Annotated in this window: 25 protein-coding genes; 8 read left to right on the top strand and 17 right to left on the bottom strand. The window is 66.3% G+C overall.

Features of this window, described 5'->3' with window-relative positions:
- Positions 1-53: 53 nt before the first annotated feature.
- Genes RF641_RS16995 through RF641_RS16985 form a run of 3 tightly spaced genes read right to left on the bottom strand, consistent with a single transcriptional unit; the run spans position 54 to position 3,544 of the window.
- Complete coding sequence (locus tag RF641_RS16995) at positions 54-911, bottom strand: MaoC family dehydratase (protein WP_047119082.1); 858 nt, start codon at positions 909-911, stop codon at positions 54-56.
- A complete protein-coding gene (locus RF641_RS16990; RefSeq protein ID WP_424573693.1) occupies positions 912-2,249 on the bottom strand; it encodes a 3-oxoacyl-ACP reductase in 1,338 nt (445 codons plus the stop codon). It abuts the gene before it with no gap.
- Positions 2,249-3,544, bottom strand: a complete 1,296-nt coding sequence (locus RF641_RS16985; RefSeq protein WP_113606226.1) for an acetyl-CoA C-acetyltransferase — start codon at positions 3,542-3,544, stop codon at positions 2,249-2,251. The genes RF641_RS16990 and RF641_RS16985 overlap by 1 nt, the downstream gene beginning before the upstream one ends.
- A 66-nt stretch (positions 3,545-3,610) precedes the next feature.
- Between RF641_RS16985 and RF641_RS16980 the strand changes: the two genes are divergently transcribed.
- Both RF641_RS16980 and RF641_RS16975 read left to right on the top strand, forming a co-directional pair.
- Complete coding sequence (locus tag RF641_RS16980) at positions 3,611-4,264, top strand: TetR/AcrR family transcriptional regulator (RefSeq protein ID WP_424573692.1); 654 nt, start codon at positions 3,611-3,613, stop codon at positions 4,262-4,264.
- 55 nt (positions 4,265-4,319) lie between these two features.
- Positions 4,320-6,341, top strand: a complete 2,022-nt coding sequence (locus tag RF641_RS16975; RefSeq protein WP_161448251.1) for an acyl-CoA dehydrogenase family protein — start codon at positions 4,320-4,322, stop codon at positions 6,339-6,341.
- Between the two features lie 297 nt (positions 6,342-6,638).
- Here RF641_RS16975 and RF641_RS16970 read toward each other — a convergent pair whose 3' ends face one another.
- On the bottom strand, positions 6,639-6,824 hold the full coding sequence (locus RF641_RS16970) for a hypothetical protein (RefSeq protein WP_146955788.1): 186 nt from the start codon (positions 6,822-6,824) through the stop codon (positions 6,639-6,641).
- On the bottom strand, positions 6,814-7,113 hold the full coding sequence (locus RF641_RS16965; protein WP_113606223.1) for a hypothetical protein: 300 nt from the start codon (positions 7,111-7,113) through the stop codon (positions 6,814-6,816). Before RF641_RS16965 ends, RF641_RS16970 begins: the two co-directional genes overlap by 11 nt.
- Before the next feature lie 7 nt (positions 7,114-7,120).
- Here RF641_RS16965 and RF641_RS16960 point away from each other — a divergent pair, with 7 nt between their 5' ends.
- Complete coding sequence (locus RF641_RS16960; RefSeq protein ID WP_146955786.1) at positions 7,121-7,339, top strand: hypothetical protein; 219 nt, start codon at positions 7,121-7,123, stop codon at positions 7,337-7,339.
- Between the two features lie 516 nt (positions 7,340-7,855).
- Here RF641_RS16960 and RF641_RS16955 read toward each other — a convergent pair.
- Positions 7,856-8,314 (bottom strand): VOC family protein, encoded by a 459-nt coding sequence (locus RF641_RS16955; RefSeq protein WP_244910768.1) that lies wholly within the window; start codon positions 8,312-8,314, stop codon positions 7,856-7,858.
- 124 nt (positions 8,315-8,438) lie between these two features.
- Here RF641_RS16955 and RF641_RS16950 point away from each other — a divergent pair, with 124 nt between their 5' ends.
- On the top strand, positions 8,439-8,996 hold the full coding sequence (locus tag RF641_RS16950; RefSeq protein WP_424573691.1) for an N-acetyltransferase family protein: 558 nt from the start codon (positions 8,439-8,441) through the stop codon (positions 8,994-8,996).
- A 57-nt stretch (positions 8,997-9,053) separates the two neighbouring features.
- Entirely contained in the window at positions 9,054-9,485 is a 432-nt protein-coding gene (locus tag RF641_RS16945) for a hypothetical protein (protein ID WP_113606220.1), read from the top strand.
- Positions 9,486-9,497: 12 nt separating this feature from the next.
- Here RF641_RS16945 and RF641_RS16940 read toward each other — a convergent pair whose 3' ends face one another.
- Genes RF641_RS16940 through RF641_RS16930 form a run of 3 tightly spaced genes read right to left on the bottom strand, consistent with a single transcriptional unit; the run spans position 9,498 to position 10,976 of the window.
- Positions 9,498-9,962 (bottom strand): hypothetical protein, encoded by a 465-nt coding sequence (locus tag RF641_RS16940; protein WP_047119074.1) that lies wholly within the window; start codon positions 9,960-9,962, stop codon positions 9,498-9,500.
- A 7-nt stretch (positions 9,963-9,969) separates the two neighbouring features.
- A complete protein-coding gene (locus RF641_RS16935; protein WP_424573690.1) occupies positions 9,970-10,380 on the bottom strand; it encodes a VOC family protein in 411 nt (136 codons plus the stop codon).
- A gap of 29 nt (positions 10,381-10,409) precedes the next feature.
- Positions 10,410-10,976, bottom strand: coding sequence for a hypothetical protein (locus RF641_RS16930; RefSeq protein ID WP_047119072.1), 567 nt, complete (start codon positions 10,974-10,976; stop codon positions 10,410-10,412).
- A 174-nt stretch (positions 10,977-11,150) separates the two neighbouring features.
- Between RF641_RS16930 and pepN the strand changes: the two genes are divergently transcribed.
- A complete protein-coding gene (gene pepN / locus RF641_RS16925; protein ID WP_424573689.1) occupies positions 11,151-13,796 on the top strand; it encodes an aminopeptidase N in 2,646 nt (881 codons plus the stop codon).
- Between the two features lie 67 nt (positions 13,797-13,863).
- Here pepN and RF641_RS16920 read toward each other — a convergent pair whose 3' ends face one another.
- The 8 genes from RF641_RS16920 to RF641_RS16885 all read right to left on the bottom strand — a co-directional run bounded on the left by RF641_RS16920 (position 13,864) and on the right by RF641_RS16885 (position 20,454).
- Positions 13,864-14,517, bottom strand: coding sequence for a Fic family protein (locus RF641_RS16920; RefSeq protein WP_424573688.1), 654 nt, complete (start codon positions 14,515-14,517; stop codon positions 13,864-13,866).
- Between the two features lie 27 nt (positions 14,518-14,544).
- Positions 14,545-14,892, bottom strand: coding sequence for a hypothetical protein (locus RF641_RS16915; RefSeq protein ID WP_424573687.1), 348 nt, complete (start codon positions 14,890-14,892; stop codon positions 14,545-14,547).
- Positions 14,893-15,212: 320 nt separating this feature from the next.
- A complete protein-coding gene (locus tag RF641_RS16910; protein WP_424573686.1) occupies positions 15,213-16,268 on the bottom strand; it encodes a lipoyl protein ligase domain-containing protein in 1,056 nt (351 codons plus the stop codon).
- A gap of 52 nt (positions 16,269-16,320) precedes the next feature.
- On the bottom strand, positions 16,321-17,295 hold the full coding sequence (locus RF641_RS16905) for an MDR family oxidoreductase (RefSeq protein ID WP_047119069.1): 975 nt from the start codon (positions 17,293-17,295) through the stop codon (positions 16,321-16,323).
- Positions 17,296-17,590: 295 nt separating this feature from the next.
- On the bottom strand, positions 17,591-17,848 hold the full coding sequence (locus RF641_RS16900; protein ID WP_047119068.1) for a type B 50S ribosomal protein L31: 258 nt from the start codon (positions 17,846-17,848) through the stop codon (positions 17,591-17,593).
- Between the two features lie 144 nt (positions 17,849-17,992).
- A complete protein-coding gene (locus RF641_RS16895) occupies positions 17,993-18,838 on the bottom strand; it encodes a TrmH family RNA methyltransferase (RefSeq protein WP_424573685.1) in 846 nt (281 codons plus the stop codon).
- Positions 18,831-19,637, bottom strand: a complete 807-nt coding sequence (locus RF641_RS16890; RefSeq protein ID WP_424573684.1) for a sulfite exporter TauE/SafE family protein — start codon at positions 19,635-19,637, stop codon at positions 18,831-18,833. The genes RF641_RS16895 and RF641_RS16890 overlap by 8 nt, the downstream gene beginning before the upstream one ends.
- 31 nt (positions 19,638-19,668) lie before the next feature.
- Positions 19,669-20,454: an ABC transporter ATP-binding protein gene (locus RF641_RS16885; RefSeq protein ID WP_120989474.1), complete on the bottom strand. Its 786-nt coding sequence runs from the start codon at positions 20,452-20,454 to the stop codon at positions 19,669-19,671.
- Positions 20,455-20,630: 176 nt separating this feature from the next.
- Between RF641_RS16885 and serB the strand changes: the two genes are divergently transcribed.
- Both serB and RF641_RS16875 read left to right on the top strand, forming a co-directional pair.
- Entirely contained in the window at positions 20,631-21,551 is a 921-nt protein-coding gene (gene serB, locus RF641_RS16880; protein WP_424573683.1) for a phosphoserine phosphatase SerB, read from the top strand.
- 162 nt (positions 21,552-21,713) lie between these two features.
- The gene (locus RF641_RS16875; RefSeq protein ID WP_424573682.1) at positions 21,714-23,459 is read left to right on the top strand and encodes a VanW family protein; all 1,746 of its coding nucleotides are present in this window, start codon (positions 21,714-21,716) and stop codon (positions 23,457-23,459) included.
- Positions 23,460-23,522: the final 63 nt, after the last annotated feature.

Below are 23,522 nucleotides of genomic sequence, written 5' to 3'. Positions count from 1 at the left end.
AGATGTGTATAAGAGACATGGACCGTAGAGGTCCTGCGCCAACGCTGCTTGTCTTAGGCCTGCGTTTGTAGCGTGAGCTCGAAGTGCGGTTTGCCCTTGCGGGGGCTCCACGCCGCCACCTCGAAGCCCGCCTCGGTGCGGGTGAAGGCCAGATCGACGCTGGCCGGCAGCACCACCGGGGTCTTGAACTCGATGCTCCAGCGGTACTCGCCCGCCGCCGGCTCGATGCCGGACAGCGCGCGGGCGGCCAGGTAGATGCCGTGGGCGATGGCCCGCGGCATGCCCAGCGCCTTGGCGCTCAGCGCGGAAAGGTGGATCGGGTTGTAGTCCCCCGCCACCGCCGCCCAGCGCCGCCCGGTCCCGGCATCCAGCGTCCAGGACGCGGTGCGCTGCGGCGGATCGAAGGCAGCATGCACCGATTTCTCCGGCACGGCGCCTTCGAGCTTCACGCCCTTGGCCAGGAAGGTGCTGCGCAGCTCCATCCGCTGTTGCCCGTCCACCACGATGCGCACCACCAGGTCGAAGGCCGCGCCCTTGGGATGGGCGGCCAGGTTCTCGCTGCGCACCTCCACGTCGAAGGCCTCGTCCTCGGCCAGCGGCCGGCGCACTGCCACCTGGTTGCGCAGGTGGATCATGCCCAGCAGCGGCAGCGGGAAGTCGCCTCGCAGCATCAGCGACATGGCCAGCGGGAAGGCCAGCGAATGCACGTAGAGGCTGGGCAGCACCCCGTTGGCCGGGGCACCGACCGCGCGGCGGAACGCATCCAGGCCGCCGGGGTCGGCCGCGGCCGAGCGGTGGACCAGCACCGTGGAGGGCAGCACCGGGTTGCGCCCCTTGCGGCCCAGGGTCTTCACCGCCTTGGCGTAGACCGAGCCCATGGACGGGATCTGCTCGACCAGTTCGGCGCCCATCTAGGCACCCACCAGCGACTGCCCGCATACGCGCAGCACCTGGCCGTTCAGGCCGGCGGCGGCGTCCGAGCTGAGGAAGGAGATCGCCTCGGCGACGTCCTGCGGCAGCCCGCCCTGCATCAGCGAGGGCAGCACCATGCGCGCCACGGTGCGGGTGCCCAGCGGGATCTTGGCGGTCATCTCGGTTTCGATGAAGCCCGGGGCCACCGCGGCGATGGAGCCGCCCTGCTCGGCGAACAGCTTGGCGCTGGAGCGCACCATGCCGATCACCCCGCCCTTGGAGGCGGCGTAGTTGGTCTGCCCGCGGTTTCCGGCGATGCCGGAGGTGGAGGCCAGCGAGACCACGCGCAGCCCCGGCAGCTTGGCGGCGAGGAACGCCTCGTTCATGCGCAGCTGCGAGACGATGTTCACCGCGATCACCGAATCCCAGCGGGCCGCGTCCATGTTGGCCAGCAGCTTGTCGCGGGTGATGCCTGCGTTGTGCACGACGATGTCCAGCGAACCGTGGCGGCCGATGGCGTGGTCCATGATCTGCTGCGCGGCGTCCTTCGCGGTGACGTCCAGCTGCAGGGTGGTCGCGCCGATCTGGTTGGCTACCGCGGCCAGCGCCTCGCCGGCGGCGGGCATGTCCACCACCACCAGCTGGGCGCCGTCGCGGGCCAGGGTGCGGGCGATCGAGGCGCCGATGCCGCGCGCGGCGCCGGTGACCACGGCAACCTTGCCAGCCAGCGGCTTGCGGAAGTCGGCAGGCAGCTCGCCGTCGGTGCTGCGCACGGTGAGGAACTGCCCGTCCACGTAGGCGCTGCGTCCGGAGAAGAAGAAGCGCAGCGCGCCAAGGGTTCCGGGGCTGAGCAGGTCGGTGCCCTCGGTGAGCACGATGCCGTTGGCGGTGGCCCCGCCGCGCATTTCGCGGCCCAAGGCGCGCATGGCGCCGTCGATGCCCTGGCGCACCGCAGCCAGGGCCGGGGCGTCGGTGTCCAGCGCCGGGCGGGAAATCGAGACCACGCGGGCCCCGGGCACCAGCTTGCGCAGCGCCGCGCCGGCGGCGAGCATCAGCGGCGAGAGCTGCTCGGGGTGGGTGAGCTCGTCCAGTAGCAGCACCAGCCCGCCCAGCTTCGCGTCCCCGGCATCGTGGCGGCGCACGTCCAGGTCCCAGCCCATCAGCGTGTCGCTCAGTTCCTGGGCGCGGGCCGAGCTGCCCAGCACCAGCACCGGGCCGGGCAGCAGCGGGGTGGTTTCCCCGTAGCGGCGCAGCCGCGGCGGGCGCGGCAGGCCCAGCAGCTTCGCGAGCTTCTTGGTCATGCCGGTGTTGACCAGTTCCATGTACTTGTCTGCCATTACTTGCGTGCCTCCACGATCGCGACGACTCCCTGGCCTCCGGCGGCGCACACGGAAACCAGTGCGCGGCCGCTGCCCTTTTCTGCCAGCATCTTGGCGGTGCTGGCGATGATGCGCCCGCCGGTGGCGGCGAACGGGTGCCCGGCCGCCAGCGAGGAGCCGTTCACATTCAGCTTGCCCCGGTCGATGGCCCCCAGCGGCGCATCCAGTCCCAGCTTCTCACGGCAGAACGTCTCGTCCTCCCAGGCGGCCAGCGTGGCGAGCACGGTGCCGGCGAAGGCCTCGTGGATCTCGTAGAAGTCGAAGTCCTGCAGGGCCAGGTTGTTGCGCTCCAGCAGGCGGGCGGTGGCGTAGGCAGGGGCCATGAGCAGGCCCTCGGCGCCGTGCACGAAGTCCACCGCGGCGGCCTCGAAGTCCACGAAGTTCGCCAGCATCGGCAGATCGTGCGCGGCGGCGAATTCCTCGCTGCCCAGCAGCACCGTGGAGGCGCCGTCGGTCAGCGGGGTGGAGTTGCCGGCGGTCATGGTGGCCGCCTCGCCCAGGTTCTTGCCGAAGGCGGGCTTGAGCTTGGCCAGCTTCTCAAGGGTGGAGTCGGCGCGCAGGTTGTTGTCGCGCGAAAGCCCCTTGAACGGGGTCAGCAGGTCGTTGAAGAAGCCGCGGTCGTAGGCGGCGGCCAGGTTCAGGTGGCTTGCCAGCGCCAGCTCGTCCTGGGCTTCGCGGGTGATGTTCCAGGCCTTGGTGGTCAACGCCTGGTGGTCGCCCATGGACAACCCGGTGCGCGGCTCGCCGGTGCCCGGGGCGCTGGGCGCCAGGTGCGAGGGGCGGATCTTGGCCAGCGCCGCCAGCTTGGCCTTGGTGGACCTGGCGCGGGAGAGCTCCAATAGGATGCCGCGCAGCGATTCGGAGACCGCGATCGGCGCGTCGGAGGTGGTGTCCACGCCGCCGCCGATGCCGGATTCGATCTGGCCCAGCTTGATCTTGTTGGCCAGCGAGCCGATGGCCTCCATGCCGGTGGCGCAGGCCATCTGCACGTCGTAGGCAGGGGTGGCAGGGTCCAGCGAGCTGCCCAGCACGGATTCGCGGACCAGGTTGAAGTCCTTGGAGTGCTTGAGCACCGCGCCGCCGGCGACGGCGCCGAGGCGCTGCCCCTGCAGCCCGAAGCGCGCCACCAGGCCTTCCAGCGCGGCGGTGAACATGTCCTGGTTGGAGGCGTTGACGTAGGCGGTGTTTGACCGGGCGAACGGGATGCGGTTGCCACCGATGATCACGGCATTGCGCACTGAGGGCTGGCTCATCTGGGTTGAACTCCTAAAGGGAATTTGATGTGACAGGTATTACTGCAACCAAGAGTACATGATACTGTGAGTAACGTGAACAAGATCACCGAAGTATTCGACCCGTCAGCCGACGGCCGCGCCTCCCGCTGGGAGGCCCACCGCACCGCCCGCCACGAGGAGCTGCTCAAGCTCGCCCGCAAGGCGGTGCACCAGCTCGGCCCGCAGGTTTCAATCCAAGAGATCGCGAACCACGCCAAGACCTCCAAGCCGGTCTACTACCGCTACTTCGGGGACAAGGAAGGGCTGCGCCAGGCGCTGGGCGCGATGGTCATCAACGACTTCCGCCAGCGGGTGATCGCCGCGGGCCTGGCCAAGCAGGACGAGGCCAGCGCGCTGCACGCGATGGTCACCGCCTACCTGGAACTGGCGGCGAACTCCCCCAACCTCTACTTCTTCGTCACCGCAGTCCCCCGGGACTCCGGTGCCACCGACGACGCCTCCGGCGCGCTGAACGACTTCTTCGAGGAGATCAGCTCGCTGATCGCCCAGCGGCTGACCGGACTGCCGGCCGCCGCCGGCGCCACCGCGATCAGCCTCTGGCCGCGCGCGGCGCTGGGCATGGTGCGCGCCGCCGGCGAGCAGTGGCTGCGCCAGCCCGAGAGCGGCGGCAAACCCAGCTTGGCCGCACTGGCCGACGAACTGAGCCGCTGGCTGGTCCACGGCATCGCCGCCCGCTAGCAACCATCCCGACACCCAACCCATCAACATTGTGCAGTGAACGAAAGGTACCGACATGAGTGAGACCCGCATCGACGTCAAGGCCCTGGCCGAGCAGCTGCTCGGCCCCTACGCCGAGGTCCGCAAGGCCTCGCGCGCCCGCGCCGCCCGCCCCGAGCTGCAGCGCGACCCCTCGCTGCCGATGGACGCGCACCGCGCCCGCGTGCTTCAGCAGCTGGGCATCCTGGTCCAGGAGCAGGCGGTGCAGCGCGCCTTCCCGGCACAGTTCGGCGGCCACGACGACCACGGCGGCTCGCTGGCCTCTTTCGAGGAACTGGTTGCCGCCGACCCGTCGCTGCAGATCAAGGCAGGCGTGCAGTGGGGCCTGTTCGCGGGGGCGATCCTGCACCTGGGCACCGCGGAGCACCACGCCAAGTGGCTGCCGGACGCCATGAGCCTGAAGACCCCCGGCGCCTTCGCGATGACCGAAATCGGCCACGGCTCGGACGTCGCAGCCGTCGCCACCACCGCCACCTATGACGAGGACACCGAGGAATTCGTCATCCACACCCCGTTCAAGGCCGCCTGGAAGGAATTCCTGGGCAACGCGGCGCTGCACGGCAAGGCAGCCACCGTCTTCGCCCAGCTGATCACCAAGGGCGTGAACCATGGCGTGCATTGCTTCTATGTGCCGATCCGCGATCAGGACGGGCAGTTCCTGGACGGCGTCGGCGGCGAGGACGACGGCCTGAAGGGCGGGCTGAACGGCATCGATAACGGCCGGCTGCACTTCACCAAGGTGCGTGTGCCGCGCACCAACCTGCTCAACCGCTACGGCGACGTCGCCGCCGACGGCAGCTACAGCTCCCCGATCGCCTCCCCGGGCCGCCGCTTCTTCACCATGCTCGGCACCCTGGTCCAGGGCCGCGTCTCGCTGGACGGTGCCGCCACCAGCGCCTCGAAGATCGCCCTGCAGATCGCGGTGACCTACGCGAACCAGCGCCGCCAGTTCAACTCTACCTCGGACACCGAGGAGACCACGCTGCTCGACTACCAGCGCCACCAGCGCCGCCTGCTCACGCGTGTGGCCCGCACCTACGCCTCCTCCTTCGCGCACGACGACCTGCTGGACAAGTTCGACGCGGTCTTTTCCGGCCGCGAGGACACCGACGAGGACCGGCAGGACCTGGAGACCCTGGCCGCGGCGCTGAAGCCGCTGAGCACCTGGGACGCGCTGGACACCATCCAGGAATCGCGCGAGGCCTGCGGCGGCTCGGGCTACATGGCCAAGAACCGGTTCAACCAGCTCTACAACGACCTGGACATCTACGTCACCTTCGAGGGCGACAACAACGTGCTGCTGCAGCTGGTGGGCAAGCGCCTGCTCACCGACTACGCCTCGGAGTTCCGCAAGCTGGATACCGGCGCGGTGGCCCGCTACGTGGCCAAACAGGTCGGCAGCACCGCCCTGCACCGCTTCGGGCTGCGCGGCGTGGGCCAGTCCTTCGCCGACGTGAGCGACGAGCGCAAGAGCGCGAACTTCTTCAAGGACCCCGCCAACCAGCGCGCGCTGCTCACCGAGCGCATCAACGCCAAGGTCGTCGAGGTCGCCGGCGCGCTGCGCGCCGCGGGCAAGGACCCGGTGAAGGCGGCCAATGCCTTCAACGAGAACCAGGACCTGCTCATCTCCGCAGCCCGCGACCACGGACAGCTGCTGCGCTGGGAGGCCTTCACCGCCGCCCTGGCCAAGATCCAGGATCCGGCCACCAAGGAGGTGCTGACCTGGCTGCGCGACGTCTTCGCGCTGACCGTGATCGAGGACGACCTGGGCTGGTTCCTGGCCAACGGGCGCCTGTCCATGCAGCGTGCCCGCACCCTGCCCGAGTACGTCAACCGGCTGCTCGCCCGACTGCGCCCGCACGCCCAGGACCTGGTCGACGCCTTCGGCTACACCCAGGAGCACCTGCGCGCGGAGATCTCCTCCGGAATCGAGGCCCAGCGCCAGGACGAAGCGATGGAATACTTCCGCCGCCTGCGCGCCAGCGACAACGCCCCGGTCAGCGAGAAGTCCCTGCGCAAGAGCGGCGCCAAGGCCTAGCCTGAACCGCCGAACCGCGTGAATGCCTGCCGGCCCCGCCGTCCTCCCGGATGGCGGGGCCCGCAAGTGCTTAGGGGTACGTGTAGCGCCTGCCAAGCAGCCAACCGACGTCGGACGTTACTTCAAGCAGGTATTAGGCGGGCAGAAGGAAGACCGATATCCAATATGCCTGTCTAGGCGCTAACTCCGGAAAGAATTCCTCTCGGCTCTTTGCGCCATGGCTCCTGGATGAGGAAGCGAGACCCCTCAAACTAGGACAGCTCGTGGAATTGCGGCTCGAAACCGGTTGACGTAGTACTAGCTGGCTCGATGCAAAACCTGACGGCGTTCACGATCGACGAATCCCGCAGTCTTCTTTTGGCCGTACTTGTCTTCGTATTTGCGCATGATCTTTTCTGCCAGCTCTTTTTCGAAATCCGAAATCGGTTCGGCCTGACCTGACTGAATTCGCTGGCTCAGAAAGCCTATTTCGCTAGATCGCATAGTCATCATCTGCCTCACGTTCATTATCGCCTGCTGCCTCTTCATCGTCTACAACCGATCCCGAACCTTGCAGGACCACTTGGTACATTAACTCTTCCAAGACAGCACCATGCTTCCCAAGCAGCACGTCGATGAAGCTAAGTCCGACTATGCGCTTGGCGCTCGAATCCGACACAGCCATGTCGATTGCCCATTCAACTTGTTTTCTGGCGCTTTCTTCCGCCGCTGTTGCCTTCGTGACACTGGAGCAGTAAACCGTTGCCGCGTACGCGACACTCGCGGCCGCCACTGCGAAGATGCCTGCAGCTGGCGGCCCAGACCAAAATGACCGCCAGAAAGAATCATCCAGAACAAATGGCGGCAGCTACCTTGCCAGGGCAAAACCAAAAAATGAAAGCCAGCAAAGACAGGACGAATGGAATTCTCTTAACCCGACCGAAGTGCTGGGGGACGCTTCTAATCATTCTCAGGATGAATCCGCCCTGTCGGCTGTACTGCCAAAGTTGCAGCGATAGCCGAGTCCATGGCAATACCGTATTCCATGGAACCTAGAATTTGTCTGCATATCGGTGTAACGAGATTGGGCCAGAAATTCATCATCCCGCGCATCGCTAATGGGAATATCGACCACAAATACCGGAAAGCAGAAGCGCTAATCCGCTGAGCACGCTATATCTTAGGCGGCTCAACAGGAACCGTCTCCAGGAGGTGCTATTGCTGGACCGTATCTGAGCCGTTGATTGGACGAATGATCCAGGCTTCCTGAGTGCGATACATGGTAGATCTTTGGACCATCGCGGGTGATGCCCAAAAGGGACTGTGCTTCCACTGAGATCCAGAAATACCAGAAAGCGAACTTCCACCACAGCAGGTCGGCTGTTGATTGCTGCCGTCCAAGGAAAGGCGGCAATGCCACGCCAACGCGTCGAGGAGCAGAGCCTCGATGCTTTGAATTGTTGAAGCTTGTTAACTGCAGCTCGGGCAATCCCGAAGTAGTCTTTGAAAAGATATTCACCGCATAGGACGTCGCCCTACGATAGTCGTTGCGCCAACGCGATGATCAACCCCTCGGGACCACGGATGTAGGCCATGGACCAGATGCCCTCGTATTCGCCGATGCCCCCGATCAGCCCGTAGCCGCGTTCCTGCAGCCGGCCCACCAGCAGGGGCAGGTCCTCCACTTCGAAGGCCAGGCTGCGCAGACCCAGTTCGTTGGCCATCGCCCGAGGCTGCCCGGGCCCCGGCGCCGGGCGGTCGAAGCTGGACAGCTCGATGCAGACTTCGGTTCCTGGCACCGCGAGCATCACGATATTGGTGCGCGAATCCGGGATGCCGCAGACGGTGTCGAGAAACTCCCCCTCCATGCCTTCCTGGCTTCCCTGGACCTCCAGGCCCAGCTCCACGAAGAACTCGGTCACCGCTTCCAGGTTCGACACCGTGACGCCGACATGGTCGAACCTCTTGATCTGGGGCATTGGTGCATGGCTCATGGCTCTTCCCTCTCCACGGGGTTTCCGGTACTTTAGGCGCAGGTTATTGCGCCTCATGCTACGCCCGCGGTGCGACGGGTCCAAGCAGATTCGGCGGCTCCCAGACGAGAAACAGGCAGGCAGAATGAGCATCGAGATCTTTCCGGCGGATGCCGAGCGGTTGAACGACATCCGGCAGATTTTCGGCATGACCGGCGGTCCTTCCTGGTGCAAGTGCCAGTACTTTATCGACGAGAACTGGAACCAGGGCGCCGATGCCAACGACTTGGCGCTGCAGACGCAGGTCTGCACTCAGGAGGTCCCGGCCGGTCTGGTGGCCTACGCGGACGGCGAGCCCGCCGGTTGGGTGCAGGTCGGGCCGAGCACGCGCTATCCCCGATTCAAGCCGCGGGGCCACCAGGCGGCGCACTCAATCTGGGCGCTGACCTGCTTCGTGGTCCGCGACGGCTACCGGAAACGCGGGGTTGCCCGCGAACTGCTGCGCGCGGCGATCGGGCATGCGCGGGATGCCGGGGCCGAGTTCCTGCGCGCCCGCCCCACCGACACGGCGATCAATGCGAAAAACAGCGCCGGGCTGTTCACCGGCGTGCTCAGCAGCTTCCGGGCCGAAGGTTTCGAGATTGTGAACCGCAACCACAGCATGACGCTGGTCCAGCTTCGCCTCGCGGCCGAACCCACGTAGGCTGACCTCGACAGCCGCGGTGGTCACCCGCGTGGTTCGACAACGAAGAGGCTCCCCATGAATCCCCAACCGGAAATGGTTCGTTCGCGGCAGCTGGCTTGGCTCGGCGTCGGGGCGGCACTGCTTTCCATGTTCACCACGAGCTCGGCAGTCCTGCAGTTCATCTGCCTGACCCTGGGCGCCATTCTGTTCATCATGTCCGCCCAACGGCTCCCCGCAGACACCGGCGCCAAGGGATTGCCTTCCCGCAAGGCGCTGATCGTGCTGCTGGGTATCGCCGCCGCCTCGTTTGTGCTGCGCTTCGTGCTGCTGCTGGCGGTTTCCACGCCTGCGCCCTACGCCGACTACATGCCGGAGACCGGGCCGCGGGCAACCCAGTTCATCGCCGCGAATACGACGTTCTTCTACCTTTTCTCGGTGCTGGTGATGTTCGGGGCCACGCTCGGCGCAGCGTTGGCTCTGTTCGGCCGCAAGCAGCGCACCGCCTGAGCAATTCAGTCGCTAAGCGGCAGGCTGCGGCCGATAGAAGGTGAAGGCGAGCACCCCGGCCAGGGCCGCCAATCCCAGGGTGGGGATCATCAGCGCAGGGTCCATGGTGACCCGCGTCGGGTCCTGAGCATCCAGCTGGGAGGCGATCAGTGTCAGGTGCATTGCGTTGACTCCCAGCGCGAAGAACACCCCGAGGCCAACCCCGACCCGGGCCAGCAACGCCGAGGCGCCGCGGCGGGCGATGGCCAGCCCGCAGACCAGGGCGCACAACACGATGGCCGTGGCCGAAAGCAGCAGGTTGATCCCGAACAGCGGTTCGAAGCCGCCGGCGATATTCTGCTCGTTCCACTGCGTGGCCAGTTCCTCCGGCAGCCGCTCGGAGGAACAGACCGACCACAGGCGATCACTGCGGAGACCAGCGCGATGCAGGCAACGGTCCCCCAGCCCCAGGAGCGGTCGTAGCCGCGCAGGTCCCACTTGGCCACTACAATTCCCCTTCCACCCGGTCCGCAGGCAGCGGCGCGAGGAATTCAAGCCGGTTGCCGAAGGGATCGCGCGTATGGAAGCGCTCATAGCCTTCAAAGCTGGTGCGTTCGCTGAAATCCACCGGGCAGCCCAGCGCGCGCATGCGTTCGCCCATGGCTTCCAATTCCTCGCGGCCGGCCACCAGCAGCGCCGGGTGCGCCTTTGCAGGCGGCTCGAACTCCGGGTCGACACCCAGGTGCAGTTCCGCGCTGATCGCGCCCTCGTCGTAGGCGCGGAACCAGCACCCGCCACGGCCGCGCAGCGCCTCGGGTTTGGGCACCTCGGTGAACTCCAGCGCGCCGGCGTAGAACTCCCGGGCGAGGTCTTCGCCGCCTGCCTGCATCGGCAGCGGCACGTGATGGAGTTTCATCGGCGGTGCCTACGGGTTGCGTTGTCTGGCTAGCCGTCGAGCTCTGCGACCTCGACCAGCCCACGGCGGGTCGGGACCGGGGCCACGTGGGTGCCAGCGGTCGAGACCAGCTGGACCTGAAGCAGGCGCGGGGCGTTGCCCTGCGCGGTGTGCAAGATCCACGGACCGACCATCAGGTAGGAGTGGTCGTTTTCCGCCTCGGTGACCACGCCGGTGACCACGAAGTCGCCGTAGGGTTCCTGGCTGAAGGAGGCAACCACCAGGTCGCCGTGCGTCAGATCCGCCGCCTCGACGGCCTGCGGCTCGAAGCTGCCGTCGAATTCCGCGGGGAACGCGCGCACATCCTTGTCCGGCTGGCGTACCGCGCTCTCCTCGCCGTCCGACCCCTTGGCGGTCTTCTTGGCCGCGGCGGCGTTCAGCCCGCCGACCATCAGGTCGTCCAGCACCGTGGCGTGGGCTTGTCCGCTAATCAGGAAGTTGCCGAAGCGCGCGGTCTTGTAGAGCACCGAGACGACGTCGCCCGCCGACACCGTGCCGAAGGCGGCCTTCATGCCTGCAACGTCGCGCTTGGAGGGTCCCTTGATAAAGGTGTCCACTGGTACTCCCGTTCCTGCTTGTCCTGCGTTCTCTGGCTTAACCCTATTCGACCCCCGAATCGGTGGCGAATCAGCGCCTTGCACGCCCCGCGGCATGCGGTAGGCTGAAGCGGCCGGCCAAAATTCTGCCGTGCAAGTAGTCTCAAACACTTGTTTCACAGCTAAGCTGGTGTGGTGGACACACTAGAACGCTATGCACCGAATGAAAACCTCCGCCGGGACGAGGCCGCGCGGCGCGCCGCCGACATCACCTGGCACTTCGCCGAGGTCCAGCTGGATCTTTCCAACGCGGTCGACCCGGCCGCCACCAGCTACCAGTCGGTCACGACGCTGAACTTCGACACCGCCAGCGGCGAGACCTTTGTGGACTTCATCCACGAGTCCGTGCAGGAGGTCCTGGTCAACGGCAACCCGATCGACCTGGACGACGCAGTGCTCGACGCCCGCATCTACCTGAGCGGGCTGCGCACCGACGCGCCGAACACCGTGAAGATCACCGGCCAGGCCATCTACTCGCGCTCCGGCGAGGGCCTGCACCGCTTCGTTGACCCGCAGGACGGCGAAACCTACCTCTACACCCAGTTCGAGCCCTCCGAGGCCCGCCGTGTCTTCGCCTGCTTCGAGCAGCCGGATTTGAAGACCAGCTACCGCTTCACCCTGACCGGCCCCTCGGCCTGGCACCTGGCAAGCAACCAACCGATCGTGGACGAGGTCTTCCACGAGAACGGCACCAAAACCGTCGCCTGCTCCCCCACCCCGAAAATCTCCTCCTACATCACCGCCGTGCTGGCGGGCCCGTACCACGTGGTGCGCGACGAGCACGTGCAGCAGCTGGCCGACGGCGAGGAACTGGTCATCGAGATGGCAGCCACCTGCCGCGCCTCGCTGGCCGAGCACTTCGACGGCGAGGAAGTCCTGGAGCTGACCAGCCGCGGGCTGGCCTACTTCCACGAGCTGTTCGACTACCCCTACCCGTGGGGCAAATACGACTCGGCCTTCGTGCCCGAGTACAACCTGGGCGCCATGGAAAACCCCGGCCTGGTCACCTTCACCGAACGCTACGTCTTCACCTCGCACGCCACCGAGGGCCAGCACGAGCAGCGCGCGAACACCATCATGCACGAGATGGCGCACATGTGGTTCGGCGACCTGGTCACCATGAAGTGGTGGGACGACTTGTGGCTCAAGGAGTCCTTCGCGGACTACATCGGCACCCTGGCCAACGATGCGGCCACCGACTTCACCACCGCGTGGACCACCTTCGCCGCCCGCCGCAAGGCCTGGGCCTACGTGGCCGACCAGATGCCGACCACCCACCCGATCGTCGCCGACATTCCCGACCTGCTGGCAGCCGACCAGAACTTCGACGGCATTACCTACGCCAAGGGCGCCTCCGTGCTCAAGCAGCTGGCGGCCTTCGTCGGCGCGGACGCCTTCCGCGACGCCGCGCGCAGCTACTTCCGCGCCCACGCCTACGGCAACACCTCGCTGGACGACTTCCTGCAGGCACTTGAATCGGCCAGCGGCCGCGACATGGGCCAGTGGGCCGACGCCTGGCTGAAGACCAGCGGCGTGCCCAAGCTGCGCGTGGACTACGCCGTGGACGAGGCAGGGCTGGTCACCGAGGCGACCCTCGTGCAGTTCGGCACCGACCCGATCAGCGGCGAGCCGATCCGCCGACCGCACGTGCTGACCGTCGGCGCCTACGCCCTCGCCGAGGGCGCGCTGACCCGCAGCGCGGTGCAGTCGGTGGAGCTTACCGGCGAAAGCTCGCCGCTGGACTTCCTGGTCGGCCAGCCGGCTCCGGCCTTGGTCCTGCCCAACGACGGGGACGAGACCTACGCGCTGATAGAGTTCGATCCCGCCTCCAGGGCCACGCTGCTGGCGAACCTCTCCGGCCTGGCCGACTCGCTGCCGCGCGCCACCTGCTGGGCGTCGCTGTGGGACGCGGTGCGCTCGGCCACCCTGGACGCGCAGAGCTACGCCGGCGCGATCCTGGACCACGCGCACACCGTCGCCGACGCCGGCGTGTTCGGCGTGCTCACCGACCAGCTGGTGTCCACGATCTCCCGCTACGCCGCGCCGGAGCTGCGCGCCGGGCTGCGCGACCGCGCCGCCGCCGTGCTGACCGGCTGGCTCACCCGGTTCGAGGCAGGCAGCGACCAGCAGATGACCACCGCCCGCACCCTGGTCAAGCTGGCCCGTGCAGGGGTGGCCGGAGAGGTCGTCGACGCATTCCTCGCAGAGGGCGAAAACCAGTACGCGGTTCCCGTGGACGAGCAGCTGCTCTGGGATTCCTACGTGGCGCTGGCGGCCTCCGGCCGGCTGGAAGAGGCCGCCGAGCAGCGTATGCACGCCGCCGCGAAGGCCAACCCGACCAGCGTGGCGCTGAACGCGGTGCGCACCGCGCTGGCCGCCCGCCCGGACGCCCAGGTCAAGGAGCACGCCTTCGACACCGTGCTGATGGCCCGCGACGAGGACGGCGCGCTGTCCAACGACGCGCTCTCGGCGGTGGCCCGGGGCTTCTCGATGGGTTCGGCCTCGCTGCTGGCCCCGTTCGAGCAGCGCTACTGGGCGGCGATCCAGCCGGTCTTCGAGACCATGAGCATGGAGTTCGCCACCCGCGTCATCGAGGGCCTGTACCCGATGAACCAGGACCTGGAGGGAGCGATCGAGCAGAACACCGCGCTGGCCGACGCCACCGCATGGCTTGAACGCCACGATGGCGCCCCCAAGGCCCTGCGCCGCATCCTCATCGAGGAGCGCGATGCGCTGCAGCGCGCGCTGAACGCCCAGGCCTTCAGCCGCACCAGCCGGTAGCAACCCGCCAGCCTCCGGGCCTTGCGCTGAGCACTCAGCGGCAATGGCCCGGGGGCTGCCGTCAATTTCATCCGCGCACGCGCCGACAAGCCCTGGCTGCGAAGTCGTCAAGCGCAGCGATCACTTTGGGGGCGATCCACGCCCTCTGCCCGTTGACATCGCCCGCGGCCTTCAATGCACCCGCCTGCTCAATGCGTTCGATATTCCGATAGGCGGTACTGGAGGATTGGCCGGTGGCGTGCATGAGCAGCTGGGCGGTCATGGCCGGTTCGCGGAATATCAGTTCCGTTGCCTGCTTCAAGCCTTCGCCGGGTGGCCGAAGGAACCCCGCAAGAACCTGTTCGCGGACATTTCGGATGTCCGCGGCCAGCTTCCTGCCGTTGCCAGTCGCCCTCAAAGTGGACTTAGCGAACATATCCACGATGGGTTCGATGTCGCCCTCGCGGTAGGCTCCGAGTGCATCGAAATATGCCGCGGTATCGGTGAGCAAGCCGGATGACACCGGAATCGTGACCTTTTCGGTAACTCCCTTATTCCTCAGCATCGACCCGACCAGCGCGCGGCCGGTTCGACCGTTGCCCTCCGGGAAGGGATCGATGGTCTCGAACTGCGCATGGGAAATCGCCGTCTGCGTCAGCGCGGGAATATCATCACGCTGCATGAACCGCACCAAATCGGCGATGCCCGGGCCGACCCTGTCCTTGTGCGGAGGATCAAGCATGGCTGAATGCGGGGAATTCCGGCCAATCTACACTGCTTCAGTGCGGAAGCATCCAGCTAGCTGGGGCTCGGAGCTTTCAAGCACCCCGCGGTGCATGGCCAGGATGTTCTCGCTGCAGAGGTTTTCCGCGAGGTCGATTGCCGCCGACCTGGCGGAAATATTGGAAGCGACCAAGGCAGCATAGACGCTGGAGCACTCCCCCAATTGAGCCAAGGCCAGGCGCCGCGCGCCAACGGTCAAGTTCTCAATCTGCGAGCTGGCTGCAGACTCGCTTCGGAGCAGCAGTGCGGCAAACAGTGCGGCGGCATCACCCAGATCACGGTCGAAGCGAACGGTCTCGATCGTGGCTTCTGCGACCAGCGCAGAGGTTCGCACTGAAACCCGCGGGTCGCAATCCGCGATCTGCGGAACAACTGCGGCCCTAAAGGGGGCCGCGGGCGCACAGTCGCTACCGGGCCAATGCGTCGCATCCGCAGCTACCAGCCACGCGATCTCCTCAAAGGCAAGAGCTGGCCATGTGGGACGGCATTTCACCCTGGATTCCGGGTCGCGGTGAACGGACCATTGGCTAGGCACCTTCCAGGGTCTGGGAATGAACTTCGCCTACATTCCCACAAATCACAAAATGCGGGAATACAGGCGGCTCCATTCCCAATGGCCCCCCAACGAATTCCGCGCCCGGCGTCGCGTCCGGGTTACGGAACCCTGGCCGTCCACTGCTCGGTGTCGAACTTCGTCGCGGCCAGTTCGCGGGCTGCCTGGCGGGACTTCTCGTCCAGTTCGGCGCGCACCGCGCCGGTGCGCTGCGCGAAGGTGTCCATCATGACCTCGATGATTTCCCCACGGGTCAGCTGCGTCTGCGACTTCAGCGGATCCACGCGCTTGACAGCGGAGGTGATGCCCTTGTCGGAGATCTTCTCGCGCCCGATGCGCAGCACCTGGGACATCTTCTCGGCATCGATGTCGTAGCTCATCGTCACGTGATGCAGCATGCCCCCGTTGGCCAGGCGCTTCTGCGCGGCGCCGCCGATCTTTCCCGCCGCCGTCGCGATGTCGTTCAGCGGCTTGTAGTGCGCGGTGATGCCGATCTTCGCCAGCGCTTCCATGACCCACGAATCCAGGAACGGGTAGGAGTCCGCGAAGCTCATGCCGTCCACGAGTGATTCCGGGGCGTAGAGCGAATAGGTGATGCAGTTGCCGGCCTCCATGAACATGGCCCCGCCGCCGGAAATGCGGCGCACCACCTTGATGCCGTGATGTTCGGCCTGCTGGCTGTCGACCTCGTTGCGCAGTGACTGGAACGAGCCGATGACCACGGCGGATTCGTCCCAGTCCCAGAACCGGATGGTGGGCTTGCGCTCCCCCTTGGCGATCTGCCGGGTCAGCACCTCGTCCAGGGCGACCTGCTCGGCCACCGGTATGATCTCCGGGCCCAGGATCTGCCAGTCATGGTCTTCCCACTTGGTGGCGTGGCCCAGCGCGCGGCGCACCACCCGGGCCACTGCATCGGCATCAAAACCGAACATCACCGCGCCCTCGCGCAGTCTTGCGGTGACCGCGTCGCGGATGGTGGAGTGGCTGGCATCGGTGCGCAACCCGGTGAGCGCTGCATTCAGGTCTTCCAACGCGTCATCGGGCTCAAGGAAGAAGTCCCCGTTCAGCGAAGCGGCGGTGATCACCTCATCCGCGGTATCCAGATCCACAACGACCAGTTTGCCGCCGACTACCTTGTATTCACCGTGATGCATCATGCAGCTATTCTATCCCTGACCACCAGCTCGACGAGCGGTTGGGCCTTGGCGCTCACGCGGTGAGGCGCACCGCGGTGCGTCCGCGCACGCGGCCTGCGAGGATCTCTTCGGCCCGGTCCAGCACCTGCTCGAGTTCGATGGTGGTGCTCATCCCTGCAAGCAAGCTGAGATCGAGATCCTCGGCCAGCAGCTCCCAAGCCCGGGTTCGGGTGGCCAACGGCGCGCTGACGGTGTCGGCCCCGGCCAGGGTGACATCGCGCAGGATGTGCGGGAACACGGTAATGGACAGCTCCGCGCTTTGGGCCATGCCGCAAGCGACCACCAGTCCCCCGTACGAGGTTTGGGCCAGCACGTTGGCCAGGGTGGTGCCCCCGGCCACGTCGATCGCGGCGGCCCAGAGCTGTTTTTGGAGTGGGCCGCCAGCGTCGCCGGCCAGCGTCGCGCGGTCGATGATCCGTTGCGCACCGAGCTCCTTAAGGTACGCTGCTTCCTCGTCGCCGCGCCCGCTGGAGGCGACCACCTGGTAGCCATGGCGGGCAAGCAGCGCGCAGGCGATCGAGCCCACGCCGCCGGCTGCGCCGGTGACCAGGACCTCGCCGTCGCTGGGAGCCACTGCCGAGTCGAGGATTTTCTGCACGGCGATCGCGGCCTCGAACCCGGCCGTGCCAATCGCCGCGGCTTGATGCGCGGCGAGCGTGCCGGGAAGCCTGACGAGGAAGTCGGGCGCGACCCGCGCTTGCTCTGCATACCCGCCATGGGTGCTTTCGCCAATCCCGGACCCGTTGAGGATGACGGTGTCGCCGGAGTTCCACTCGGGACTTTCCGACCGGGTGACACGTCCGACAATATCGATTCCAGGGATCAGAGGCCAAGAGCGCGCAATGCCCTGCCCGGTCAGGGCGAGCCCGTCCTTGTAGTTCAGGCTGGAGTACAGCACGTCTAGTTCGACGGGGCCGGCAAGAAGGCCCGGATCGGCATCCGTGAGATGCGCCGCGGCGCCCTTTGACTCGATGAGCAGTGCGCGCATGTTCTACTCCTGTTGACTTGCTACCCGGTCGGTGCATGGATCGTGTGGTTATCCGGGCCCTGTCGCGCCCAAGCATCCGACGGGGGCCCAGGGCCGATAAGTCCGGCAAGCACCACGATACGGCGACTCTAGCCAATGGCCGTTGCCCCGGGCAACCTCCCCGGCTGATTGCCCGGCGAGCATGCGGCTAATCCCGGGACGCCTTGGAGAATGCGGGCATCTGCGGTTAAAGCAGCAACGGCGTGCTTCCAGAAAATCTGGAAACACGCCGTGAAAGCCTGCGAGGGGCGAAGAATTACTTCTTGCCGCCGAAGCCCTTGAAGCGGGCGTTGAAGCGCTCGACACGACCGGCGGTGTCCATGATGCGCTGCTTGCCGGTGTAGAACGGGTGCGAAGCTGCCGAGATTTCGACGTCGATGACCGGGTAGGTGTTGCCGTCTTCCCACTCGATGGTCTTGTTCGAGGTAGCGGTCGAACGGGTCAGGATCTTTTCGCCGGAAGCCAGGTCGTTGAAGACAACTGGGCCGTACTGCGGATGGATATCAGCCTTCATAGCTATACACCTTTTTGTTTGTGGCCACTGGATTTTGCCAGCAGCTGATTACTCGGAAAATTGCGCCTGCGCACGGCCCACCGGGTGGATCGAAACACACAGACATTCCATCTTAGCTCACGCACCGGGCTGGGCAAAAACCGCTCAGCGTGGCGAAGAGCACAAATGCCAGAAGGCGATGGCGCTGGCGGCGCCGACGTTCAGCGAATCCACCGCGCGGTGCATCGGAATGATCACTGTCGTGTCGACCGCCGCCAACGCCTCGTCGGTCACTCCGCGGCCTTCGTTGCCCAGGATCATCGCTGCCTTCTCGCCCGCTGACAGCTGGATCTCGTTCAGCGGCACGGCGTTTTCGGTCAGCTCCATGGCGAGCATCCGGTAGCCGTGGGCGCGCAGCCGCTCGATGTCCTGCGGCCAGGATTCCAAGCGGACCCAGGGCAGGTCGAACACGGTGCCCATGGAGACGCGGGCGCTGCGCCGGTACCAGGGATCAACGCATTTGGGGGTGAGCAGCACCGCGTCGACGCCCAGGCCCGAGGCCGAACGGATGATCGCCCCGAGGTTCGTGTGGTCCGCGATGTCCTCCAGGATCGCCACCCGGGAGCTGGCGGCCAGCACCTCATCGAGGTCCAGCGGGGCCGGGCGGTTCATCGCCGCCATGGCGCCGCGGTGCAGGTGGAAGCCGACCAGGTCCTGCAGCTGCGCGTCGTCGCCGATGAAGATCGGCGCGTCAGGGAAGCGGTTGAACTCCGCCACGAGCTGGCCCAGGTGCTTCTGCGCGAGCAGGAAACTGCGCGGGGTGTGCCCGGCGTTGATCGCGCGCTGCACGACCTTGGTGCTCTCGGCGATGTACAGGCCGTTTTCCACGTCGGTGCGCATGCGCAGGTGCGCCTCGGACAGGCGCAGGTACTCGTCCAGCCGCTCGTCCTGCAGGTCCGCGACGTGCAGGATCCGCTCGGGGTTCAGGATTTCTGCGGGGAACTCAGGCACCGGCCACCAGCTTGTAGACCATGTTCGCCAGGGCCACCAGGCCCAGGATGACGATGACGGTGCGCAGCCAGCCCGGGGAGAGCTTGCGTCCGACCTTGGCGCCGATGAGCCCGCCGATCAGCGAGCCGACGGCGATGAGCAGCACGATGATCCAGTGGATGCGCTCGGGCGCGATGACCAGGTACATGAGCGCCGCGACCAGGTTCACGATCAGCGAGAGGATCACCTTGATCGCGTTGGACTGCTGCAGCGAGGCCTGCAGGAAGACGCCGAACACCGCCATGAGCAGCACACCCTGCGCGGCGGTGAAGTAGCCGCCGTACACGCCGATGACGAACACCAGGATGTACAGGATCAGCGGGATCTTCGCCTTGTCCGCCGCGTCCGGGTCGGTGCCGCCCTGCGCGGCCTGCCGGGTTTTGGCCCAGGCGGCCAGCCGCGGCTGGAAAATCACCAGCACCAGGGCACACACCAGCAGGATCGGGGCGACCACGCCGAACACCGATTCGGGCAGGTTCAGCAGCAGCAGCGAGCCGATCAGGCCGCCGACCAGGGAGACCGGGACCAGTTTCAGCAGCGTGCCCTTGACGCTGGCCGCCTCGCGACGGTAGCCCCAGGCGCCGGAGAATCCCCCGGCGACCAGGCCCATGGCGTTGGAGACCACCGCGTTGACCGGGGCGATGCCCAGCGCCACGAGGATCGGGAAGGTCACCAGGGTGCCCGAACCTACGACGGTGTTGATGGTTCCGGCCCACAGCCCTCCGAGGAAGACCAGGGCTTCACGCCAGAATTCGATCATGGTGCGGTACTCCCCTTAGATGCGGTGTCTCTTAGCGGCGCGCGAACGCCGAGAAGCGGCCGCCCTCGCGGCGCAGGGCCAACGGCATGGAATAGGTGGCTTCGAGGTTCTCCTCGGTCAGCGTCGCCTCGATCTCGCCGGCGGCGACCACCTGGCCCTCGCGCATCATCAGGATGTGCGTGAAGCCCTCGGGGATTTCTTCCAGGTGGTGGGTCACCAGCACCAGGGCCGGGGCGTACTCGTCGGCGGCCAGCTCGCCGAGCTTGGCGACCAGGTTCTCGCGCCCGGCAAGGTCCAGGCCGGCGGCAGGCTCGTCGAGGATCAGCAGCTCCGGGTCGGTCATCAGGGCGCGGGCGATCAGCACGCGCTTGCGTTCGCCCTCGGAGAGCTTGGAGAAGGACTGGTTCATGAAGGTGGACATGCCCCAGTCGTGCAGCAGGCCGAAGGCGCGGCGCTCGTCGAGCTTCTCGTACTTCTCGCGCCAGCGCCCGGTCATGCCGTAGGCGGCGGTCAGCACCACATTCAACGCGGTTTCCCTGCCGGGGATCGAGTTGGCGACCAGGGCCGAGCTCAGGCCGATCAGCGGCCGCAGCTCGAAGACGTCCACGCGGCCCAGGGTCTCGCCCAGGATGCCAGCGGTGCCCCGGGTGGGGTGCATCCGGGTGGAGGCAATGTTCATCAGGGTGGACTTGCCGGCTCCGTTCGGGCCGAGCACGATCCACCGCTCGCCCTCGTTGACCTGCCAGGAAACGTCCTTGAGCAGGTCTTTACGCCCGCGCACCACGCTGACATCATTGAAACTTAGCACTTCGCTCATGGTATTTAAGCCTAGACTTCCGACCCTGCGAATCACTAATTAGCTTCGTCTTTAACGCCGCGCGAGCCCGGGGCCGGCCGCGGCCATGCCCGACTATGACGTTGGCTACACCAGCGGGTGCCCGGGCTCGCGACGTCATTTTTGGTCGCACGGCGCACGCCGACGAAAATGGGACCATGGCCTCTACCCTTGTTTTCGTCTCCCGCCCGTCCCTGCCCCGCAACGTCTTCGACAGGCTGCTGGACGGCGCCCGCGCCGCCGGGCTGGTCCCCGCCGGCGCTGAAGTCTCGATCCGCACCAGTTCCGAGCGCCTGGTCGCCAAGGTGGCGCTGGACGAGTCCCGGAGCGCTGGGGCGCGGCAGGCAGCCGCAGATTACCTTGCCGCTCAGGTGGCCGCCGGAACCGTGGCCGAGTCCGACGTGTGCCTCGCCGTCGTCGACGCGGCCCTGACCAGGGCCACGCAGCTGCTGCTGGTCATGGATGTCGATTCGACCCTGATCAAGCAGGAAGTCATCGAACTGCTGGCCGCCCATGCAGGACGCGAAAAGGAAGTCGCCGCGGTCACCGAGGCCGCCATGCGCGGCGAGCTGGACTTCGCGCAGTCGCTGATTCAGCGCGTGGCCACGCTGAAGGACCTGCCGGCCACCGTGCTCGGCGAGGTGGGCGAACGCATCATCTTCTCCGACGGCGCCCGGGAACTGGTCAAGCGCTTCCACGCCGCGGGGCACAAGGTCGGCGTCGTCTCCGGCGGCTTCCAGCAGATCCTGGACCCGCTGGCCGAGGAACTGCAGCTGGACCACGCGCTGGCCAACACCCTGGGCATCGAGGGCGCGGTGCTGGACGGCACCGTGCACGGAAAGATCGTGGACCGCGCCACCAAGGAGGAGATGCTGCGTTCCTGGGCGGCCGGGCACGGCATCGACATGGCCGCCACGATCGCCGCCGGCGACGGCGCCAACGACCTGGACATGGTGACGGCCGCAGGCCTGGGTGTCGCTTTCAACGCGAAGCCGGCCCTGAAGGAAAAGGCCGGGGCCCAGATCAACTTCTCGCGCCTCGACGTCATCGCCGACCTGGTTCTGGACGATCTGAACTAGGCCAAATCCAACAAGTCGATAACGATTAGCCCGGAAAACGCTGGTTATCGGCTTGTTGGTTGTTCCAGCCGATAGTATTTCAGGTGACGCAACCCTTGACCCAGGCAGCTTGTCGGGGTATGTGCCGTAATCTGACCGCTTTTCGAAAGAGCCAATAGACCAGTGCAGACCCCAACACCGGAGAATTCATCCAACGTCTTCCAGCCCGCCACGCCTGCCGGAAACCCCAAGGACGGCAAGCGGAAGAGCACGGCCAAACCGTGGATCATTGCCGGTTCGTGTGTTGTCGCAGCGACCGCCGCCTACTTCGGCGCGGCGGCCTTCATCAGTTCCCAGGTTCCGGCGAACGCCACGATCGCCGGCGTCAACATCGGTTCGCTGAGCCAGGACGAAGCGCGTACCGCCCTGGAGACCCAGGTGGTGCCGCTGGCGCAGGAGCCGATCGAGACCACCGTCAACGGCAAGGGCTACGAACTCGACCCCGCCAATTCCGGATTGAGCCTGGATGTCGAGCAGACTATTGCGGACCTGACCGATTTCGAAGCCAACCCCGTGAAGCTCTATGAACGGCTGACCGGAGACTTCTCCGCGGAGGCGGTCATCGACGTGGACCAGGACAAGCTGACGGCCCAGCTTGGGAAGCTGGCGGCCAAGGCCGACGCCAAGGTCACCGAGGGCACCATCACCTTCAAGGACGGCCAGGCAACACTGTCCAAGCCCGTGGACGGGGTCGCCCTGGACGTCGAGAAGTCCGCCGAGAAGATCGCCACCGACTGGGAAATCGCCGGCCCGGCCATGGAGCTGCCGGCCGAGGTCACCAGCCCGGAGGTTTCCGCGCAGAAGCTGCAAGCCTTTTACGACACGCAGGTCGCATCCCTGCTGAAGAAGGACGTCACCCTGGTTTCCGGGGACAAGAGCACCGCCATCTCCCCGGCCTCCATGGCCGCCGCCGCGAGCTACTCGGCCAAGGACGGCGAGCCGCAGCTGGCGCTGGACGACGAGAAGCTCTACCTCGCGGCCACCAAGAACTCGGATCTCTCCAGCACCGCCAAGGATGCGAAGATCGTGCTCAAGGGCGGCAAGCCGACCATCGTGAAGTCCGTGAAGGGCATCTCGCTGGAAACCAAGGACCTGGGCGCGAAGGTGCTGGCCGCGAGCCAGACCGAAACGCGAAAGGCCGAGGTCGCGATGGCCGAAAGCGATGCGGACTTCACCACCGCTGACGCCGAAAAGCTGGGCATCAAGGAGGAGATCGTCGAGTTCTCCACCCCCTATCCTGCCTCGGACACCGTGCGCACCAAGAACTTGAAGGCAGGGTCCGCGCGCGTCAACGGAATGATCGTGAAGCCGGGCGAACGCTTCTCGCTGCTGCAGGCGCTCGGCCCGATCACCACCGCCAACGGCTACTACAGCTCCGGCGTGGTGGAGAACGGCTTCAGTTCCGAGGCGGTGGGCGGCGGCCTGTCGCAGATCTCCACCCAGATGTACAACGTCGGCTTCCTGGCCGGCTACGACGACATCACCCACAAGCCGCACTCGCGCTGGTTCGACCGCTACCCGGCCGGCCGCGAAGCCACCCTGTGGGAGGGACAGGTCGACATGATCTGGGAAAACAACACCCCCTACGGCGTGATGATCGAAGCCTGGGTTTCCGGGGACGCGGTGCACACCCGCCTGTGGTCCACCAAGTACTGGAAGGTCACCCAGGACAGCTCCGGCAAGTACAACCAGACCGACCCGAAGACCGTGCACAACAAGGCCGAGAAGTGCATCCCCGAATCGGGCGGACGCAAGGGTTTCAGCATCGACATCACCCGCTACCGGGAAACCGTCGACGGTTCCAAGAAGCTGCCGGCGGAGACCAAGTCCTGGACCTACAGCCCATGGAACAAGATCGTCTGCGACTAGGCACCATCCTGCAGGGGCCGCGACTTCCGCCACATCGGCGGGAATCGCGGCCCCTGCTGCGCG

This window comes from Arthrobacter sp. 'calajunan' (assembly GCF_046940185.1).
Taxonomy (GTDB): domain Bacteria; phylum Actinomycetota; class Actinomycetes; order Actinomycetales; family Micrococcaceae; genus Glutamicibacter; species Glutamicibacter soli.
This window is presented reverse-complemented; position numbering and strand designations above follow the sequence as displayed.

What these genes read in the sequence shown, in the direction of transcription:
- RF641_RS16995 (WP_047119082.1), bottom strand. Translation starts at nt 911, where the DNA reads ATGGGCGCCGAACTGGTCGAGCAGATCCCGTCCATGGGCTCGGTCTAC.
- RF641_RS16990 (WP_424573693.1), bottom strand. Translation starts at nt 2,249, where the DNA reads ATGGCAGACAAGTACATGGAACTGGTCAACACCGGCATGACCAAGAAG.
- RF641_RS16985 (WP_113606226.1), bottom strand. Translation starts at nt 3,544, where the DNA reads ATGAGCCAGCCCTCAGTGCGCAATGCCGTGATCATCGGTGGCAACCGC.
- RF641_RS16975 (WP_161448251.1), top strand. Translation starts at nt 4,320, where the DNA reads ATGAGTGAGACCCGCATCGACGTCAAGGCCCTGGCCGAGCAGCTGCTC.
- RF641_RS16970 (WP_146955788.1), bottom strand. Translation starts at nt 6,824, where the DNA reads ATGCGATCTAGCGAAATAGGCTTTCTGAGCCAGCGAATTCAGTCAGGT.
- RF641_RS16960 (WP_146955786.1), top strand. Translation starts at nt 7,121, where the DNA reads ATGCCTGCAGCTGGCGGCCCAGACCAAAATGACCGCCAGAAAGAATCA.
- RF641_RS16955 (WP_244910768.1), bottom strand. Translation starts at nt 8,314, where the DNA reads ATGAGCCATGCACCAATGCCCCAGATCAAGAGGTTCGACCATGTCGGC.
- RF641_RS16950 (WP_424573691.1), top strand. Translation starts at nt 8,439, where the DNA reads ATGAGCATCGAGATCTTTCCGGCGGATGCCGAGCGGTTGAACGACATC.
- RF641_RS16945 (WP_113606220.1), top strand. Translation starts at nt 9,054, where the DNA reads ATGAATCCCCAACCGGAAATGGTTCGTTCGCGGCAGCTGGCTTGGCTC.
- RF641_RS16935 (WP_424573690.1), bottom strand. Translation starts at nt 10,380, where the DNA reads ATGAAACTCCATCACGTGCCGCTGCCGATGCAGGCAGGCGGCGAAGAC.
- RF641_RS16920 (WP_424573688.1), bottom strand. Translation starts at nt 14,517, where the DNA reads ATGCTTGATCCTCCGCACAAGGACAGGGTCGGCCCGGGCATCGCCGAT.
- RF641_RS16910 (WP_424573686.1), bottom strand. Translation starts at nt 16,268, where the DNA reads ATGATGCATCACGGTGAATACAAGGTAGTCGGCGGCAAACTGGTCGTT.
- RF641_RS16905 (WP_047119069.1), bottom strand. Translation starts at nt 17,295, where the DNA reads ATGCGCGCACTGCTCATCGAGTCAAAGGGCGCCGCGGCGCATCTCACG.
- RF641_RS16900 (WP_047119068.1), bottom strand. Translation starts at nt 17,848, where the DNA reads ATGAAGGCTGATATCCATCCGCAGTACGGCCCAGTTGTCTTCAACGAC.
- RF641_RS16890 (WP_424573684.1), bottom strand. Translation starts at nt 19,637, where the DNA reads ATGATCGAATTCTGGCGTGAAGCCCTGGTCTTCCTCGGAGGGCTGTGG.
- RF641_RS16885 (WP_120989474.1), bottom strand. Translation starts at nt 20,454, where the DNA reads ATGAGCGAAGTGCTAAGTTTCAATGATGTCAGCGTGGTGCGCGGGCGT.
- serB (WP_424573683.1), top strand. Translation starts at nt 20,631, where the DNA reads ATGGCCTCTACCCTTGTTTTCGTCTCCCGCCCGTCCCTGCCCCGCAAC.